The organism is Nonomuraea cypriaca (genome assembly GCF_015645445.1).
GTDB lineage: Bacteria > Actinomycetota > Actinomycetes > Streptosporangiales > Streptosporangiaceae > Nonomuraea > Nonomuraea cypriaca.
In genome coordinates, this window is sequence record NZ_JADOGI010000223.1 from 1 (window position 1) to 17029 (window position 17029).

Here is a 17029-nt window from a genome sequence, read left to right on the forward strand (position 1 = left end):
GGTCGCGGGGGCGGACGGCTCCAGGAATGCCATCGCCATGGGCGCGGTGGGCGGGTCCTCGTCGGCCGGTACCTCCTCGGGCCGCGGCATCCGATAGACCGCCTCGGCAGGCTTACCGCGCGGCTGGAACAACGGCGCCGCCTCCCGCGCCGGCGCCGGATCCAGACCCGTCGCGGCATCCCGAACCGCCTCCGCGGCTCCCGGTGACCGCCCGAACCCCGGTGGTCGCCCGAGCCCGAACACCGGTGACTGCTCGGAGTCCGGTGGCGGTCCGAAGAACGACGGTGGATGGCGTTCGGGACCCCGGTGCACGAGTACGTCGGCCATGGGCGGGAACGGCCGCGGCGCGTCCCGGGGCAGCAGCACGTCACCCGTCGCGAACGGCTCCTGCGTGTCCCTGGGCAGGATCACGTCACCGGTCGCGAACGGCTCGGCACCCATGGGCGCCGCCAGGAAGAACGGCGGCTCCTGGGACGGCACGGAGCCCTGCGCGGGTCCCCCGCCAAAAGGTGAGGAGCCCTGCGAGGGTGCCCCGCCGAAGGGTGCGGAGCCCTGCGATGGTGCCCCGCCGAAGGCTGCGAAGTCCTGCGCGGGTCCCTTGCCGAAAGGCGCGAAGTCCTGTGCGGGCCCACCGGCGAACGAGGCAGGGGAGGGGCCGCCCGGCGAAGGCCGTGCACCGAAAGGTGGCGGCGCCGACCTGAGGGGCCGATCGGGCAGGTCCCACAGAGACCGGCCCGCCTCCAGCGGATCCCTGGAAGACAGGGGGTCACGCAGGGAGCGGGTGGAGGCCAGCGGGTCACGCAAGGGCAGGTCGGTCGCTCCCAGCGGGTCGCGGAGCTTGGGCATGGGCTCCGTCGTGGCCTCGTGTCCGGCGACGTGCGACGGCGAAGGCGGCGTCAGCAGCTCGGCCGGGAAGATCACGGTGCTGGTCGCCGGATCGGCGTCGGCCAGTGGCTGCGGCCAGACCGGTGACAGCGGCCAGCGCGGCTTGACGAACATCGGCGCCGGACTGGCGGTGAGCGAGCCGACGAGGTGGATGCGTAACGCGCCAGGCGGCTGCGGCCACGGCAGCCGGCCGAGCACGTCGTGCAGGGGAGCCACCCCCAGCGCGCCGTAGATGTCGGCCACCGGCTTGGACACGCGTATCCCGGTGGAGCCGAGCGCCGTGGTGAGCGTCTTGCTGAACCGGTGCCGCGCGCCCACCGCCAGTTCCTCGGCGGTGTCGGGCGCGACGTCGAGCACCCAGGCCAGCTCGTGCTTGCTCAGCCCGCAGACCCCGCACAACACCAGCACCTCGCGCTGGTGCGGGCGCAGCTCCCGCAGGGTGCGCTCCACGAGCGCGGAGGCCGGGTCGATGAGCGGGTCGACGGCGGGCGGCGAGTAGAGGACGTTGCGCCGGTGGATCTCGCGGCGGGCGTACGCGTAGAGGGCGGCGCGCGGCGGAGCCGTGGCGGGCACGCCTGAGAGTACGGACAGCAGGACGTCGGACGCGGAGCCGAGGTCGCCCAGCTGATCCGCGCAGTACGCGAACAGCCCGGCGGCGTGGCGGTCGTAGAGCTCTGCGACCAGTTCCGCGTGTTCGCGCTGATCGGTGAGCGGCTGGGACACGGTGCCGGATCCCTTGCTGTGTGCGGAGGCAGAGGTGAGAGGTGCGCGTCGGGGGAGTGGAGCGTCAGAGGTTTGTGGAGGTAATCATGCCAACTCATCCCGGTCTGGCGCACTACCAGAAGCACATTTCATGTGAATATCCCCGCTTGTGAAGCAGATGTGCCTGGTCAGTGAAGCGTTTAAGCCCGATCCCGGGACGACAGGCCGGTCCGAATCGCCGTAGTCTGTGCTGCAAGAGATCATGCGGCGGTCGTGGCAGGGGGGCTGCGGCCCTGCCAAGGAAGCGAGAGGTCGCGCGTGATCACATTCGACGCTGTCACCAAACGCTACCCAGACGGTACGGTCGCCGTGGACCACCTCAGCCTCGAGGCGCCCACAGGCGAGATCACCGTGCTCGTCGGGCCCTCGGGCTGCGGGAAGACGACGTCACTCCGGATGATCAATCGTATGATCGACGCCTCGGAGGGGCAGATCCTCCTGGACGGTGTGCCCGTGCAGGGGATCGACCCGCCGACGCTGCGGCGCGGCATCGGCTACGTCATCCAGCAGGCCGGCCTGTTCCCGCATCGGAAGATCGTGGACAACATCGCCACCGTCCCCTTCCTGCTCGGCTGGGACAAGAAGAAGGCTCGTGCCAGGGCCATGGAGCTGCTCGAACGCGTCGGGCTCGACCCGGCGATGGCCGGGCGCTACCCGTTCCAGCTGTCCGGCGGTCAGCAGCAGCGGGTGGGCGTGGCACGGGCGCTGGCCGCAGACCCGCCGGTGCTGCTCATGGACGAGCCGTTCAGCGCGGTCGACCCCGTCGTCCGTACGAGCCTGCAGGACGAGCTGCTCAGGCTGCAGGCGGAGCTCAACAAGACGATCGTCTTCGTCACCCACGACATCGACGAGGCGATCAAGCTCGGCGACCGGGTGGCGGTGCTACGGGTGGGCGGGCGGCTGGCGCAGCTCGCGGACCCCAAGACGCTGCTGTCGGAGCCGGCCGACGACTTCGTCCGCGAGTTCCTGGGCCGCGACAGGGGGATCAGGCGGCTGCAGTTCGTCTCGACGGAGGGGTTGCGGCTGCGTACCGACCTGACCATGCGGGAGGGTGGCGAGAGCGAGGAGCCGTGGACGCTGGTCGTGAGCGAGGACGGCCGGCCGCTCGGCTGGACGTCCGGGTCGGGCGAGCTGGAGCCGTACGGCACCTTCGTGTACGGGCGCGATTCGATGCGCTCGGCGCTCGACGCGGCGCTGCTGTCCCCCTCCGGCTGTTCCGTGGCCGTCGACGAGGAGGGCAGGGTCGTCGGCGTGGCCGGTCGGCAGGCTCTCGACGAGGCGCTGGCGGAGGCGGCAGATGGGTGACGGTCCCCCCTCGATATGGGAGTGGATCGGGCGTAACTGGGACACCGGGCGGGTCGACAGCATCAAGAACCTGCTCCTCGACCACCTGACGATGTCCCTCGTGCCGATCGTGGCCGCGCTGGTCGTGGCGCTCCCGCTCGGGCTGGCCTGCGCGCGCTGGCGCTGGCTCTACCAGCCCACCTCCGGTCTGATGAACGTCGTCTACGCGCTCCCGTCGCTGCCCGTCTTCATGCTGCTGATCTCGGCGACCGGGCTGTCGCAGACCACCGTGATCATCCCGCTGACCTTCTACGGCATGGCCGTGCTCATCCCGGCCGTGGTCGACGGGCTGCGGTCGGTGCCCGAGCACGTGCGGCAGTCGGCGATCGCGATGGGGTTCACGCCGCTGCGCCGTCTGCTGCTGGTCGAGTTGCCGATCGCGGTGCCTGTTGTGCTGGCGGGGCTGCGGGTGGTCGCGGTCTCCAGCATCAGCCTGGTCAGCGTGGGCGCGCTGATCGGGCAGGGCGGGCTCGGCGGGCTGTTCACCCGGGCGTACCAGAACCCGTTCATGCCGCCGGTCGTCGTCGGCATCGTGCTGATCGTGGCGCTGGCGCTGGTCGCCGACGGGCTGCTGGTGCTCGCGCAGCGGCTGCTCACCCCATGGGTACGCGCACGCAAGGGGGTCACGGCATGAGCTGGCTCACCGCGTTCTTCGGCTGGCTGGCCGAGTTCTTCGGAGACCCCGGGCGCTGGTCCGGCCCCGACGGCATCCCGGCCCGGCTCCTTGAGCACCTGGAGTTCTCGGTCCTGGCCCTGGTGCTGGCCGTGCTGATCGCGGTGCCGCTCGGGCTGCTGATCGGGCACACGGGCCGGGGCGAGGTGCTCGTGGTCGTCTCGGCGAACCTGGCCAGGGCGCTGCCCACGCTGGGCCTGCTGGTGATGTTCGTGCTGCTGCTCGGCGCGGCCTCGATCTGGCCGGTGATCATCCCGTTGGTGCTCCTGTCGGTGCCGCCGATCCTGGTGAACACCTTCGAGGGCATCAGGGGCGTCGATCCCGAGTTGCGCGACGCGGCGTACGGGATGGGGTTGCGCGGCGGGCAGGTGCTCGGGCGGGTGCTGGTCCCGGTGGCGCTGCCGCTGATCCTGCTGGGCTGCCGGCTCTCCGCGATCCAGGTCGTGGCCACCACCACGGTCGCCGCCTACACCGGGCTCGGCGGGCTCGGACGCTTCGTGATCGACGGTTTCGCGACGAAGGATTACGCGAGGGTCGTCGGCGGTTCTGTACTCATTGTGCTGTTCGCCCTCGTCGTGCAGATCTTGTTCGCGCTCGCCCAGAGGGTGACCGTCTCGCCGGGGGTGAGCCGGCGACTGAAGGTTCGATAGTCTCCCGTATTACCTCCCGCTTAGAAGGGAAAGCAAGATGAGACGGAAGTACGGCATCGCGGGGGTGCTGCTCTCGGCGATGTTCGCGCTGGCCGCCTGTGGCGGTGGCGGCGGCACTGCGGGAAACCCGCTCGACACCTCGAGCGCGGCTCCCAGCGGCTCGGCCTCCGGCGGGGGTGGCACGGCCGTCATCGGATCGTTCGACTTCCCCGAGAGCGTGCTGCTCGCCTCGATCTACGCGCAGGCGCTGGAGGCCAAGGGCGTGCAGGTCGAGGAGAAGCCGAACATCGGCACCCGCGAGGTAGTGATCGACCAGGTCAAGAGCGGTGGCCTGACCATCGTGCCGGAGTACAACGGCAACCTGCTCGCCTTCCTCGACCTGAAGAACACGGCCACGACCACCGACGAGGTCAACACCGCGCTGAAGGAGAAGCTGCCCGCCGAGTTGGAGGTGCTCGACTCCTCGCCTGCCGAGGACAAGGACAGCATGTCCATCACCAAGGACACCCAGACCAAGCAGTCACTCAACACCATGGAGGACCTGGCCAAGGTCTCCAAGGACATGACCTTCGGCGGGCCGCCCGAGTTCAAGGGACGGTGGGAGGCGCGGCTGAAGGAGGTCTACGGGATCGAGTTCAAGGAGTGGAAGTCCACCGGCGCGACCACCGCTGACGCGCTGAAGGACGCCTCGATCCAGGTCGGCAACGTGTTCACCACCGACCCGAAGATGATCGCGAACAACCTGGTGCCGCTGCAGGACACCAAGAACATCTTCCCCGCCCAGAACGTGACGCCGCTGCTCAACAAGGCCGCCGCGACCGAGCCGATCAGGACCACCCTCAACTCCATCTCGGCGAAGCTGTCCACGGAGTCCCTCCTGGACATGATGCAGAAGATCGCCATCAACAAGGACGAGCCCGCCACGGTGGCCAAGGAATGGCTGACCACCAACGGCCTCGCGTGACACGTCCCGCGAGGGCCTCCGTCCCCAGGAGGCTCTCGCGGTGAGCGTGCTCACGGAGGCGATGGCGCAGCTCGCGGCCGGAGTGGCGGTGGTGACCGTACGCGACGGGCGCGACGACCTGGGCGCCACGGTGTCGGCGCTCATGTCCGTCTCGCTGGAGCCCCCGCTGGTCCTGGTCAGCCTGGCGAGCCGCGGCTACCTCAACGAGGTGCTGCTCAGGCAGGACCGCTGGGCGGCCTCCCTGCTGTCGTCCGGCCAGGCGGCCATCGCCAGCCGCTTCGCCACGCCCGGCCGTCCCAGCGCCCGGCTCCTGCTGGAGGGCGTCCCGCACCACCGGGGACCGCACACGGACGCGCTGGTGGTGGAGGGCGGCGTGGCCGCGCTGGAAGCCGAGACCACCAAGGTGGTCCCGGCCGGCGACCACACGCTCTTCGTCGCCGCCGTCCTCGCGGTCTGCTACGTCGACCCTTCGCTCAACCCTCTGGTACGCCTGCGCGGCAGATACCGCGCGATGGGCGTCACCTGATCGTGTACCACTCGGGCAGGAGCAGGGGCCCGGCGGTGGCCGGGAGGCCGAGCTCGGCGGACAGGCGGGCCAGCGGTCCCCAGGAGTCCAGCCGGATCCTGGTCAGCGCGGCGGCCTTGTCCTCGCTGGACTCCGGGCCGCGCAGCCGCTCCAGCGGATTGAGCCGCGGGTAGGTGCGTACGGGCGCGTCCTCGGCGAGGCCGGCCCGCTTCCTTGCCAGGACCAGCGCGTCCTCCAGGCCGCCCAGCTCGTCGACCAGCCCGCCCGCCTTCGCGTCGGCACCGGTCCACACGCGGCCGCGGGCCAATTCGTGGGCCCTGTCGCGGGTGAGGTCGCGGCTCTTGGCCACCTTTCCCACGAAGTCATCGTAGATCCGGTCGAGCCAGGCGTTCACGCGTTCCCACTGCTCGGGGGAGAAGCCGCGGGATGTGGAGAACATGCCCGCGTTGACCCCTTCAGCCACCATTTCGGAACTTATCCCGATTTTTTGGAGGAGTTCGGAGAGGACGGGCTTGCCGCCGTACACGCCGATCGAGCCCGTCAGCGTGCCCGGCTGGGCCACGATCACGTCGGCGGCCATCGAGATGAAGTAGCCGCCGGACGCCGCCATGTCGCCCATCGACACGATCACCGGCTTGACCTTGCGCGTCAGCGTCACCTCGCGCCACACCGTGTCGGAGGCCACGTACGAGCCGCCTGGGCTGTCCACCCGGAAGACCACGGCCTTGATGTGGTCGTCGCGCCTGGCCGCCCTGAGCGCGGCGCCGATCGTGTCCGAGCCCATCGCGCCGCCACCGCCGAGCGGGCTACGGCCGCTGCGGCCTGTCTTGATCATGCCGGTGGCGTGGACGAGCGCGACGCCGTTCGCCATCGGGTTCGGCAGCTTCTTCACGGCGGTGCCGCGGGCGTAGCGGGACACGTACAGGAGGTGGACGTCGTCGCCCGCGGAGCGCTTGACCTCGTCGTACACCTCGTCACGGTAGGCCAGGCCGTCGACCAGGCCGGCCTCGCGCGCCTCCGCGCTGGTGAACGGGCCGCGGTCGACCAGTTCGCGTACCTTGCCCGGGTCCAGCCTGCGGCCCTCGGCGATGCCCGCCACGAGGGTCTCGGTGACCGACTCCACGATGCGGCTCATGGACTCGCGGTGCGGCTCGGTCATGTGGTCCTGCGTGAACGTGTTGACGGCGGTTTTGTACTCGTGCCGCTGGCCGGCTTCGTACCCGACGCCCAGCTTGGTCAGCGCGCCCTTGAGGAAGCGCTGCTCCAGCGCCACCCCGGTCAGCCCGACGTCGCCGCTCGGCTGCAGGTAGAGCCGCTCGAACGCGCTGGCCAGGTAGTAGGGCACGGTCCCGCCGCCGAACTCCCCGAACGTCTCCGCGAACGCGACGGTCAGTCTGCCCGAGGCCCGGAACTGGATGACCGCCTGCCGCAGCTCCTGTACCACGGCCAGGCCGAGCGGATTGCCGCCGATCTTCACGATCAGCGCCTTGACCCTGGAGTCATGCCTGGCCCGTTTGAGCCCGGAAAGGACGTCGGGCAGGCGGGTCTTGCGCATGGACAGCACCGCGGCGAGCGGGTCCGTCGGCGGGCCCTCCGTGAGGCCCTCGGTGAGATCGAGCTCCAGCACCAGCGGGGCGGTGCGCCGCTGGCGAAGCCTGTCGACGGTTTCGAAGATCGCCTTGCCTGCGTCCATAGAAGCCACCCTAAGCGACACATTTCGAAATGCGCCGGGGTGCGGGAAACCGGTGGTCAGGCGGCCCTCCGGTCAGAGGGGGCAGACGTGCGAAAGGGCCGGAAATCCGGTCCTTCGCTTCGCTTCAGACGCGGGGATCGGCAGGGGCGCGCGCTTCGGAGGTGGCCCGCTCCACGTCGATCCGCGGCGTCGACACCGGCGTCCCCGCCGCGTCGAACCGGATGGGCGTGCCGGTGTTCCGCAGCCGCTGCAGGCTCTGCGCGACCGTGAAGTCCGGGTACGCCTGCCGCATCAGCGCGAACGCCCCCGCCACGTGCGGCGCGGACATCGAGGTGCCGCTCATCTGGCGGTACGTGTCGTCGGGCACCGAGGCGTTGATGTTCACGCCGGGCGCGAAGAAGTCGAGCAGCGGGCCGCGGTTGGTGAAGGGCGCCAGAGCGTCGGCGTCGTCGGTGGCGCCCACGGCGATGGCGCTGGAGATGCAGGCGGGCATGGCGACGCCGTTCTGGAAGCCGTGGTTGCCGGCCGCCACCACGGGGGCGACCCCCGCGGCGACCAGGGCGTCGAACTCGGGCTTGAGCGCGGCGGCGTCCGCGTCGGCGTCGCAGGGCTCGCTGAAGGGGCCGCCGCCGCCGAGGCTCATGTTCACCGCGGCGACGTTGTGGGTCCTCGCCACGCGCGCCACGTGCTCGAGCGCCAGCTTCTGGTTCGAGACGTAGCTGAGGAAGCAGGGGGCCCGGGTGCCGGCGGCCGTGCACCTCAACGCGTCGTCCACGCGGTTGAAGACCTGGATCGCCATGATGCCGGCCGCCGGCGCGACGCCGTCCGACGGTGCACCCGCGGCCCTGCGGCCCGCCGCGATGCCGGTCACGTGGGAGCCGTGCGAGCAGGCGTTCGCGCCGTCGACCAGGCACTGTGCGGTCTCGGCGTCGGCCGCGCCGGCGCCGAGCTGGCTGGCCTGGTTGTTGGGGCAGAGCGAGACGGTGCCCTCGGCGGCGTCGGAGGAGGAGAAGCACGCCTCGTCCACGAGGCGGCCGGCGAAGAAGGGATGGTCCCGGTCGATCCCCGTGTCCAGGACGGCCACGGTCGTGCCGCTGCCGGTCCAGCCGGCCTGGTTGGCCTGGGTGGAGCGGATCACGTTCGTGCTGGCGTCGAGGATGGCGGGGAGCAACTCGTCCTTGTAGACGGCCTGGACGCGGACGTCCTTCCTGAGCGTGGCCAGCGTCGAATCGTCCAGTTCTGCGACGAAGAAGCGGTCGGACCGCGCCGACTCCACGACCCGGCTCCCCTCCGAGGCCTTCTCGACGTCGCTGGCGACGGCCTGCACGCTGTGGCCCGGTTTGAGCTGGATGATGGACCGGACGCGGCTCTTCGCCCTGATCTCCGCGACGAGCGCCGGGCTGATGGCCGGGCCGCCGCTGTCGGTGGTGTCGGCTTGGAGCGCCGAGGTGGCGCAGAGTGAGGCGGACATGGCCAGCACAGCGACGCCGGCCAGCAGAGACCGTAGTCTCACTTGTTCCTCCGAGGGTCAGACCGAGCCGTTTCCGGCTCCCGGCTGGGTACGGCCGCATACATCCCCCCCTGGGACAAGTGTGATGTCAGTGACGTATGTAGCTCAGAGAAACGTTGGACGTCCTTTTGCGTTGATGAGGCGCAAAGAGAAAGGCCGGTCGGGAGCGACCGGCCTTTCTCTCGAAATTTCGCTATTTGGCCTTTTTGAGGACGTTGGTGGTGGCCTTCTTCAGCGCCGCGGCCGACGACTTGCCGCTCAGCCGCACCTTCTCGGCGGCGGTCATCGTCGTGGTGCCGTTCGTGCCGTGCGCCCAGTTCAGCCACGCGGTGAGCAGGGCGCTGTCCAGCCTGGCGCGGCTGGTCTTGGTGTTCTTCAGCACCCGGTACGCCTTCCCGAGCGAGGACGCCTTGGTCAGCTCGGGGAACACCTTGCTCGACTTGCCGATCAGCTTCAGATAGCAGTTGAGCGTGGTGTCCGAGATCTTGCCGCTGCTGCGGTGGATCTCCACGGCCCACGTCTTGGCCTCCATCTTCGCCGAAGCCTTGGAGGCGCGCGTGCAGACCACGGCAGCCGGCTTCGGCGTGACGGTCACCGTGACCGTGACCGTGGGCAGCGGCACCGGCTCCGCGGACGGCTCGGGCTCGGGGGCCGCCGGGTCCTCGGGCTCCGGGCTCGGGCCGCTGCTGCCGGTCGGGTCCGGGGCGGTCGGCGTCTGCGTGACAGGCGGCTGCTGCGCGGCCCCGGTCAGGGCCGCCGCCAGGTCCAGGCGCGGCGTGGTCACCTGGGCGCCGTTGGCGTCGTACACGTACGGGCGGCCGGTCGTCTTGAGCTGGTTGATCAGGTCGGCCATCGGCTTGTCCGGCGCGGCCGACTTCATCAGCGCCAGCGCGCCGGCCACGTGCGGCGTCGCCATCGACGTGCCGCTGTGCACCGCCGTCTGGTTGTCGGGCACCGACGACTGGACGTCCACGCCCGGCGCGAACAGGTCCACGATCGCGCCCCGGTTGGAGAAGTCCGCGATCGCGTCGCCGTTGTCGTTCGCCCCGACGGCCACCGCGCTGGAGATGCAGGCGGGGTACGACGCGCCTTCGAAGAACTCGTTGCCCGCGGCCACCACGGTCGCGATGTTCTTGGCCAGCAGCGCGTCGATCTTCGGCTTGAAGATCGAGGCCTCCTCGCTGGTGTCGCACTCGCCTTCGGACAACTGGCCGCCCAGGCTCAGGTTCACCGCCGCGATCGGCTCGCTCAGCCCGGCCACGTAATCCATGGCCAGCCGCAGCGACGACTCGAACGCCAGCAGGCACGACGACTCGCCGAAGCAGGTGTCCGCGTCGTTGACCCGGCTGAACACCTGCACAGGCACGATCTTCGCACCCGGGGCCACGCCGCCGGTGCCGGCCGCGATGCCCGCGACGTGGGTGCCGTGCTCGCACAGGTTCACGCCGTCGGCCAGGCACTTCCCGGTCATGGCGTCGGCCGCTCCAGGGCCGATCTGCTCCGTCGTGCCGTTCGGGCACAGCGACTCGACGCCGGGCTCCACGGCGGAGAAGCAGGCCTCAGCCACGATCCGGCCGGCCAGCCACGGGTGGTCGAGGTCGACGCCGGTGTCGAGCACGGCGACCGCCTGGCCCGTGCCGGTGTGGTTCGCCGCGTGCGCCTTGTCGGCGCCGATCAGTGTGAGGTTGGGGCCGATCTCAGCGGGGGAGTACATCCTGTCGCGGTGGATGGAGGTGACGCGCGGGTCCTCGGCCAACGCGGCCAACTCCTCCGCGGTGCCCTCGACGACCATGAACGACTGGCTCTGCGGCTGCAGCACCACGTCGACGCTCTCGGTCATCGCCTGGCTCGCGACGGGCGTGTTCTGGGCGGGGTCGGTCAGTTCGACGACGGCTCGCTCGGTCTCGCCGTCGATGCCTAAGCCGTCCTCGACCTTCTCCTGTGGCTCCTGAGGCTCCTGCTGCGGCACCTCCTCCTGCGGCGTCTCCTGTGGTGGCTCCTGTGGAACGTCCTGGGAGACGGTGGGCGAGGGGGCGGCGGGTGGATCGTCCGCATAGGCGGGAGCCGAAAACGGCAGTAGTGCCAGCGCGATCGAGCACACGATCAGGGGGCGAAGTCGCACGCGTCCTCCGAAGGGGATGATCTCGGAGTTTAGGGCGATTTGCCCGACACGCACAGGCCCCCAGGCCGGTTCTCACCGAACTTTCAGGCTCAACCTTCGCTCTCACCGACGCTCCCCGCGTGGGTGAGCCAGACCGCGCCCAGCGGCGGCACCCGCAGCGTCGTGGAGTACGGCAGCCCGTGCCACGGCTCTCCGTCGGCCTCGACCGCGCCCATGTTGCCCACGCCGCTGCCCCAGTACTCGTACGCGTCGGTGTTGACCGTCTCCTCCCACTGACCGGCGTACGGGAGGCCGAGGCGGTAGTTCTCGTGCGGCCCGCCGCTGAAGTTGACCACGCACGCCACCGCGGACCCGTCGTTCGCGTAGCGGACGAACGAGAACGTGTTGCCCGACGCGTCGTCGGCGTCGATCCACCGGAACCCCTCGGGCGTGGCGTCCCGCTCCCACAACGCCGGGGTGTCCTTGTAGATCCGGTTGAGGTCGCGTACCAGCCGCTGGACGCCCTGGTGCCCGTCGAACTCCAGCACCCACCAGTCCAGCCCGCGGCCTTCCGACCACTCCGAGCCCTGGCCGAACTCGCCGCCCATGAACAGCAACTGCTTGCCCGGATGCGCCCACATGAACGCCAGCAACGCCCGCAACTGCGCGAACCGCTGCCACTCGTCGCCCGGCATCTTGCCCAGCAGCGACCCCTTGCCGTGCACGACCTCGTCGTGGGAGAGCGGCAGCACGTAGTTCTCGGAGTAGGCGTACAGCAGCGAGAACGTCATCTGATGGTGGTGGTACTGGCGGAAGACGGGCTCGTGACGCAGGTATTCGAGCGTGTCGTGCATCCAGCCCATGTTCCACTTGAAGCCGAACCCGAGCCCGCCCAGGTGGACCGGGCGGCTGACCCCCGGCCAGGCCGTCGACTCCTCGGCCACGGTCGAGATGCCGGGCGCCTCGCGGTAGCAGACGGAGTTCATCTCCTTGAGGAACTCGACCGCGTCGAGGTTCTCCCGGCCGCCGTAGACGTTCGGCGTCCACTCGCCCTCGCGCCGCGAGTAGTCCAGGTAGAGCATCGACGCCACCGCGTCCACCCGCAGGCCGTCGATGTGGAACTCCTTCAGCCAGAACAGCGCGTTGGCGACCAGGAAGTTGCGCACCTCCCTGCGGCCGAAGTCGAACACGTACGTGCCCCAGTCCGGGTGCTCGCCCCTGGCCGGGTCGGCGTGCTCGTACAGCGGGGTGCCGTCGAAGCGGGCCAGTGCCCATTCGTCCATCGGGAAGTGCGCGGGCACCCAGTCCAGGAGCACGCCGATGCCGCGCCTGTGCATCAGGTCCACGAAGTAGCGGAACTCGTCAGGGGTGCCGAACCTGGCCGTGGGCGCGTAGTAGGACGTCACCTGGTAGCCCCACGAGCCGCCGAACGGGTGCTCGGCCACCGGCAGCAGCTCCACGTGCGTGAAGCCCATGTCGGCGACGTACTCCGACAGTTGCTCGGCCAGCTCCACGTACGACAGTCCGGGCCGCCACGACCCCAGGTGCACCTCGTAGACGCTCATCGGGCCGCGCTGCGGCTGCTGCTCGCGCCGGCTCGTCACCCACTCGTCGTCGTCCCACGTGTACGCGGACTTGTCCACCACGGAGGCGGTCATCGGCGGCACCTCGGTCCGCCTGGCCATCGGGTCGGCCTTGTCGCGCCATACCCCGTCGGCGCCGAGGACCTGGTACTTGTACCGCTCGCCCGCCTCCAGATCGGGCACGAACAGCTCCCACACCCCAGAACGCCCCAGCGACCGCATCGGGTAGGCGGTGCCGTCCCAGTGGTTGAAGTCGCCGACCACCCTGATGCCGCGCGCGTTGGGCGCCCACACGGCGAACGCGGTGCCCGACACGTCCTCGTGCTCCATCACGCGGGCGCCGAGCACTTCCCACAGCCGCTCGTGCCGGCCCTCGCCGATGAGGTGGAGGTCGACCTCGCCCAACGTCGGCCAGTGCCGGTACGGGTCACGCACCTGGTGCGGCTCGCCGCCGGGGTATTTGACGCTCAGCGCGTAGCCGGGCACCTTGTCCAGGGCCGGCACCATGACCTCGAACACGCCGTGGGCCTGGTGTTTCATGTCGTGGGCCGTACCGTCGTCCAGCACCACTCGCACCCGCTCGGCCAGCGGGCGCAGCGTGCGGAAGGCGACTCCACCGGACACGGGGTGCGCTCCGAGCACGGAGTGCGGATCATGGTGGGCCCCGCCCGCCAGGCGGTCGAGTTCTGTCGTCATCGGCATGCTCCAACCCTGCCTTATGGTGACCGTCCATCCCAGGCACTGCCCGCATTCACGGACACAATCACCGAAAGTGCGAAATACCGGCTTCGTTACAAGAGAATGCCGGGTTCAGATAACTGGTCCTTCCCAGTCCACGGCTGGACATACTGCCGCGGCCTCAGGTGGGCAACGAGGCGAGCCAGCCGGTCAGGATCTCGTTGACCTCCTCGCTCCGTTCCTGCTGGATCCAGTGGCCGCAGCCGTCGAGGAGGTGCGTGGCGAGCAGGCCGGGCAGCGTGGCGGGATAGGCCTCGACGGCGTCGGCCATCCAGGTGGTGGACGCGTCCAGCCCACCCCCGATGAACAGGGACGGCTGCGTGACGGGGGCGCCGTCGAAGGCGGCCAGGTCCTCCCAGTCCCGATCCATGTTCCGGTAGCGGTTGAGCGCCCCGGTCATGCCGGTCCGCTCGAACTCCCCGGCGTAGACATCGAGGTCGTCCTCACTCAGCCAGCGGGGGAGCCGGTCGGCGGGGAACCGGTCGCGCAGCGTCCCGCCGGGGGAGACGAAATGTGGGTCCGGGGCGCCCTGGGGCGGCATGGTGTCGGCGGACAGGGCGGCGTAGAAGCCGGCGAGCCAGCCGCGTACGTCCGGTTCGATCTCGGCCTCCGGCCGGCCGGGCGCCTGGAAGTAGCTGACGTAGAACTCCTCCTCCCCGCCCATCTTCGCGAAGACCTCGCTGGGCCGGGGGCCGCCGCGCGGGGCGTACGGCACGCTCAGCAGCCCGGCCGCGCGGAAGACGTCGGGCCTGACGAGCGCGGAGTCCGCGGCGATGGTCGCGCCCCAGTCGTGACCGACGATCATCGCCGTCCGCTCGCCCAGGGCACGCACCACGGCGACGTTGTCCTCGACCAACTCCAGCATCCGGTACGCGGCGACGTCCGCGGGCTTGGACGAGCGCCCATAGCCGCGAACATCGACGGCGACGGCCCGGTAGCCGGCCGCGGCCAGGGCGGGCAACTGGTGACGCCAGGAGTACCAGGACTCCGGGAACCCGTGCACCAGCAGCACCAGCGGCCCGTTGCCCTGCTCCACCACATGGATGCGACCGGCCGAAGACAAGACCAGACGATGCGTGACCTTTTCGAGCGACATCAACCCTCCAAACTCCTGACCCTCGTACGCCTCAATCGTCGGACGGGCTGGTGAACCACCACGAATCCCTTTGCCAATCCAGCAAACCGCCCCCCGACCCCCCGACACGATCACCCGGAAACGCCCGCGGCCTCCCGCCGCTCCGGAGGGCCGAGACGGTTCGGTCCGGGGGCCGAGACGGTCACCTGGGAACGCCCGGGGCGCCGGGCTGGCCCGAGGGTGGGCCGAGACGGTCACGGGGAACGCCCGGGGCCTCGGGGACGAGGTGTTCCAGGGGGAGTGCCGCGCCGCGCGTCAGCGCCGTGGCCAGCGCCTGCGGTCCCAAGGCCGCCTCCACCGCGGCCGTGATCCTGTGGACGTCGCCACGCTCGCCAGGCGGCAGCGGCGCGCCCACGGATTCCCTGAGCGCCGCGGCCTTGCCCAGCAGCAGTCCCGCCTCCTCGTGCCGCCCGCCGATCGCCCGCGCCCCCGCCAGTCCCTCCAGCGCCAGGGCGGTCGCCCGCGGATCGCCGACCTTGCGGGCCGCGGCGAGCCCGTCGAGCTGCAGCTCCAGCGCGGCCGCCGCGTCACCCCGCTGCTCGGCCACGAACCCCAGCTCGGCCAGGATCAACGCCGTTCCTGGCTCGCCCGCGACCTCCCTGACCCACCCCAGCCAGGTCCGCAGTCGCCGCTCGGCCTCGTCCAACCGCCCCTGCCGCCGCGCCCCCAGCGCCAGCCCGACCTCGGCGAACTGCTCGGCGGGCCGGTTCGACTGCGTACGCGCCAGCTCCCGGGCGCGCTCGTGACAGTCCTCGGCTCGCGTGTGGTCACCCGTCAACATGGCGATCCGGCCGAGCCGGGACAACGCGTCGGACACCGAGCTCCACAGTCCGAGCTCCTCGGCCATCCGCAGCCCCTCCATGCGCAGCTCGGAGGCCCGCTCGTAGTCGCCGGTGATCTCGGCGAGCGTGCCGAGGTTCTCCGCGGCCCGCATCTCGCCCCACCGGTCGCCGATCTTCCTGAACAGCGCCTGCCCCCGCTCACCGTCCCGCCGCAGCGCCGCCAGGTCACCGCGCATGGCCGCGTACCTGGCCAGGACGTTCAGCGCGGCGCCCGTACCCCATTGGTCGCCCAGCTCACGGAACGCGGCCAGCGACGTCTCGACCAGCTCCCTGCTGGCGGACAGATCGCCGTACCCGAACAGCGCGAACCCAGCGAACCACCGCGCCCTGGCCCGCGCCGCCGGCTCCTCGATCGCCTCGAACAACCCAGGCTCCGGCACCCGAGCCCGCCCCGCCAACAGCTCCAACCCCACAACCCAAACCTTGGCCTCGGCAACCCCACTCGCCGTAGCCACCGACGGCGCCACGCCGGACGACGGCGCCACGTCTGAAGGTCCTGCGCTTGAGGACCCTGCCGCGTTCGAGGACGGCGCCACGTCTGAAGACTGTGACCGTGACAGGGACGGTGGCGGTGGCTTGGTGATCGACAGGGCGGCCTCCAGGGCTTGCTGCCCCTCGCCGAGCCTGCCACGCAGCACCCAGTACCAGGCCATCGCGTTCACCAGCCGGATCGCCTCGCCGACCGCGCCGAGCTGGACCGCCGTCTCCAGCGCGGTCCGCAGGTTGGCGGTCTCGGCGTCGAGCCGCGCGAGCGTGTGTCGCTGCTCGTGCCCCCGCAGGTACGGCTCCGACCGCTCGGCCAGGCGGGTGTGGTAGCGGAGATGCCGCAGCCGTACGTCGGCCCGCTCGCCCGCCTCGGCCAGCCGCTCCTGGCAGTAGGCGGCGACCGATTCCAGCAGCCGGTACCGCGGCTCGGGTCCTGGCACACGTACCACCAGCGAACGGTCCACCAGTCTGGCCAGCAGATCGAGAACGTCCACGCCGGGCTCGGCGCAGACCTCCTCGGCCGCCTCCAGCGTGCAGCCGTCGGCGTGTACGGCCAGCCGCCGCAGCACGACCTGCTCGCCCTCGGTCAGCAGCTCCCAGCTCCAGTCGATCATCGCCCGCAACGTCTGCTGCCGCGCCGGCGCGCCCCGCAGCCCGGAGGCTAGGAGCCTGAAGCGGTCGTCGAGCCGCTCGGCGAGCTGGCGCGGGGTCAGCACCCGCATCCGGGTCGCGGCCAGCTCCAACGCGAGCGGCAGGCCGTCGAGCCTGGCACAGATCTCCGCCACGTCGGCGTCCGGCTCGATGCCGGCCCGCGTCACGAACAGCTCCACCGCAGCCTCCTGATCCAGCGGCGGCACACTCCACAGGGCCTCGCCCTCAATCCGCAACGCCTCCTGACTGGTCGCCAGAATCTGCACCCGGGGCGCCGCCCGCAACAGCCGCGCCGCCACCGTGGCGACCTGCTCAACAACATGCTCACAGTTGTCCAGGACGAGCAGCGTCTCCTTCCCCGCCACCCCTGCAACCAACCGCCCAACCACACCCTCCACCGTCCGCCCCGGTCGGGCCGCGCGGTCGGCGGCCGGGGTGGGCCAGGTTGCCGGCAGGGCCGCGGGGTTCGGTGCCGTGCCGGGGCTC

General features: G+C 70.7%; 11 protein-coding genes and 1 pseudogene. 5 read left to right on the forward strand and 7 right to left on the reverse strand.

The features are described from left to right. Window positions 1–1608 (reverse strand): annotated as a pseudogene (locus ITP53_RS44515) (hypothetical protein); the annotation flags it as partial. 297 nt (window positions 1609–1905) lie between these two features. Between ITP53_RS44515 and ITP53_RS44520 the strand changes: the two are divergent. From ITP53_RS44520 to ITP53_RS44540, 5 genes are read left to right on the forward strand one after another with little or no spacing between them, the layout of a single operon-like run. Then, window positions 1906–2952: an ABC transporter ATP-binding protein gene (locus tag ITP53_RS44520; RefSeq protein WP_195901517.1), complete on the forward strand. Its 1047-nt coding sequence runs from the start codon at window positions 1906–1908 to the stop codon at window positions 2950–2952. Then, window positions 2945–3625: an ABC transporter permease gene (locus tag ITP53_RS44525; protein ID WP_195901518.1), complete on the forward strand. Its 681-nt coding sequence runs from the start codon at window positions 2945–2947 to the stop codon at window positions 3623–3625. Before ITP53_RS44520 ends, ITP53_RS44525 begins: the two co-directional genes overlap by 8 nt. Next, complete coding sequence (locus tag ITP53_RS44530; protein ID WP_195901519.1) at window positions 3622–4314, forward strand: ABC transporter permease; 693 nt, start codon at window positions 3622–3624, stop codon at window positions 4312–4314. Before ITP53_RS44525 ends, ITP53_RS44530 begins: the two co-directional genes overlap by 4 nt. A gap of 37 nt (window positions 4315–4351) precedes the next feature. Continuing rightward, the gene (locus tag ITP53_RS44535; RefSeq protein ID WP_195901520.1) at window positions 4352–5278 is read left to right on the forward strand and encodes an ABC transporter substrate-binding protein; all 927 of its coding nucleotides are present in this window, start codon (window positions 4352–4354) and stop codon (window positions 5276–5278) included. A gap of 40 nt (window positions 5279–5318) precedes the next feature. Continuing rightward, window positions 5319–5804: a flavin reductase family protein gene (locus tag ITP53_RS44540; RefSeq protein ID WP_328817790.1), complete on the forward strand. Its 486-nt coding sequence runs from the start codon at window positions 5319–5321 to the stop codon at window positions 5802–5804. On the opposite strand, the gene sppA is transcribed toward ITP53_RS44540, so the two are convergent. The 6 genes from sppA to ITP53_RS44570 form a co-directional block, all read right to left on the reverse strand. After that, window positions 5797–7497, reverse strand: coding sequence for a signal peptide peptidase SppA (gene sppA / locus ITP53_RS44545; RefSeq protein ID WP_195901521.1), 1701 nt, complete (start codon window positions 7495–7497; stop codon window positions 5797–5799). The genes ITP53_RS44540 and sppA overlap by 8 nt on opposite strands. A gap of 124 nt (window positions 7498–7621) precedes the next feature. Then, window positions 7622–9010 carry a S8 family peptidase gene (locus ITP53_RS44550; protein ID WP_195901522.1) on the reverse strand — a complete coding sequence of 463 codons (1389 nt, stop codon included), beginning with the start codon at window positions 9008–9010 and terminating at the stop codon, window positions 7622–7624. A 190-nt stretch (window positions 9011–9200) separates the two neighbouring features. Next, window positions 9201–11129 carry a S8 family peptidase gene (locus ITP53_RS44555; protein WP_195901523.1) on the reverse strand — a complete coding sequence of 643 codons (1929 nt, stop codon included), beginning with the start codon at window positions 11127–11129 and terminating at the stop codon, window positions 9201–9203. Window positions 11130–11218: 89 nt separating this feature from the next. Beyond that, window positions 11219–13387, reverse strand: a complete 2169-nt coding sequence (gene glgB / locus ITP53_RS44560; protein ID WP_195901524.1) for a 1,4-alpha-glucan branching protein GlgB — start codon at window positions 13385–13387, stop codon at window positions 11219–11221. Between the two features lie 163 nt (window positions 13388–13550). After that, a complete protein-coding gene (locus tag ITP53_RS44565; RefSeq protein ID WP_236051881.1) occupies window positions 13551–14492 on the reverse strand; it encodes an alpha/beta fold hydrolase in 942 nt (313 codons plus the stop codon). Window positions 14493–14706: 214 nt separating this feature from the next. Then, window positions 14707–17029 (reverse strand): ATP-binding protein (locus ITP53_RS44570; RefSeq protein ID WP_328817794.1); only part of this gene is annotated, 2323 nt, incomplete at its 5' end.

Coding starts and splice junctions, on each gene's coding strand:
- ITP53_RS44530 (WP_195901519.1), top strand. CDS start 3,622: ATGAGCTGGCTCACCGCGTTCTTCGGCTGGCTGGCCGAGTTCTTCGGA.
- ITP53_RS44525 (WP_195901518.1), top strand. CDS start 2,945: ATGGGTGACGGTCCCCCCTCGATATGGGAGTGGATCGGGCGTAACTGG.
- sppA (WP_195901521.1), bottom strand. CDS start 7,497: ATGGACGCAGGCAAGGCGATCTTCGAAACCGTCGACAGGCTTCGCCAG.
- glgB (WP_195901524.1), bottom strand. CDS start 13,387: ATGACGACAGAACTCGACCGCCTGGCGGGCGGGGCCCACCATGATCCG.
- ITP53_RS44535 (WP_195901520.1), top strand. CDS start 4,352: ATGAGACGGAAGTACGGCATCGCGGGGGTGCTGCTCTCGGCGATGTTC.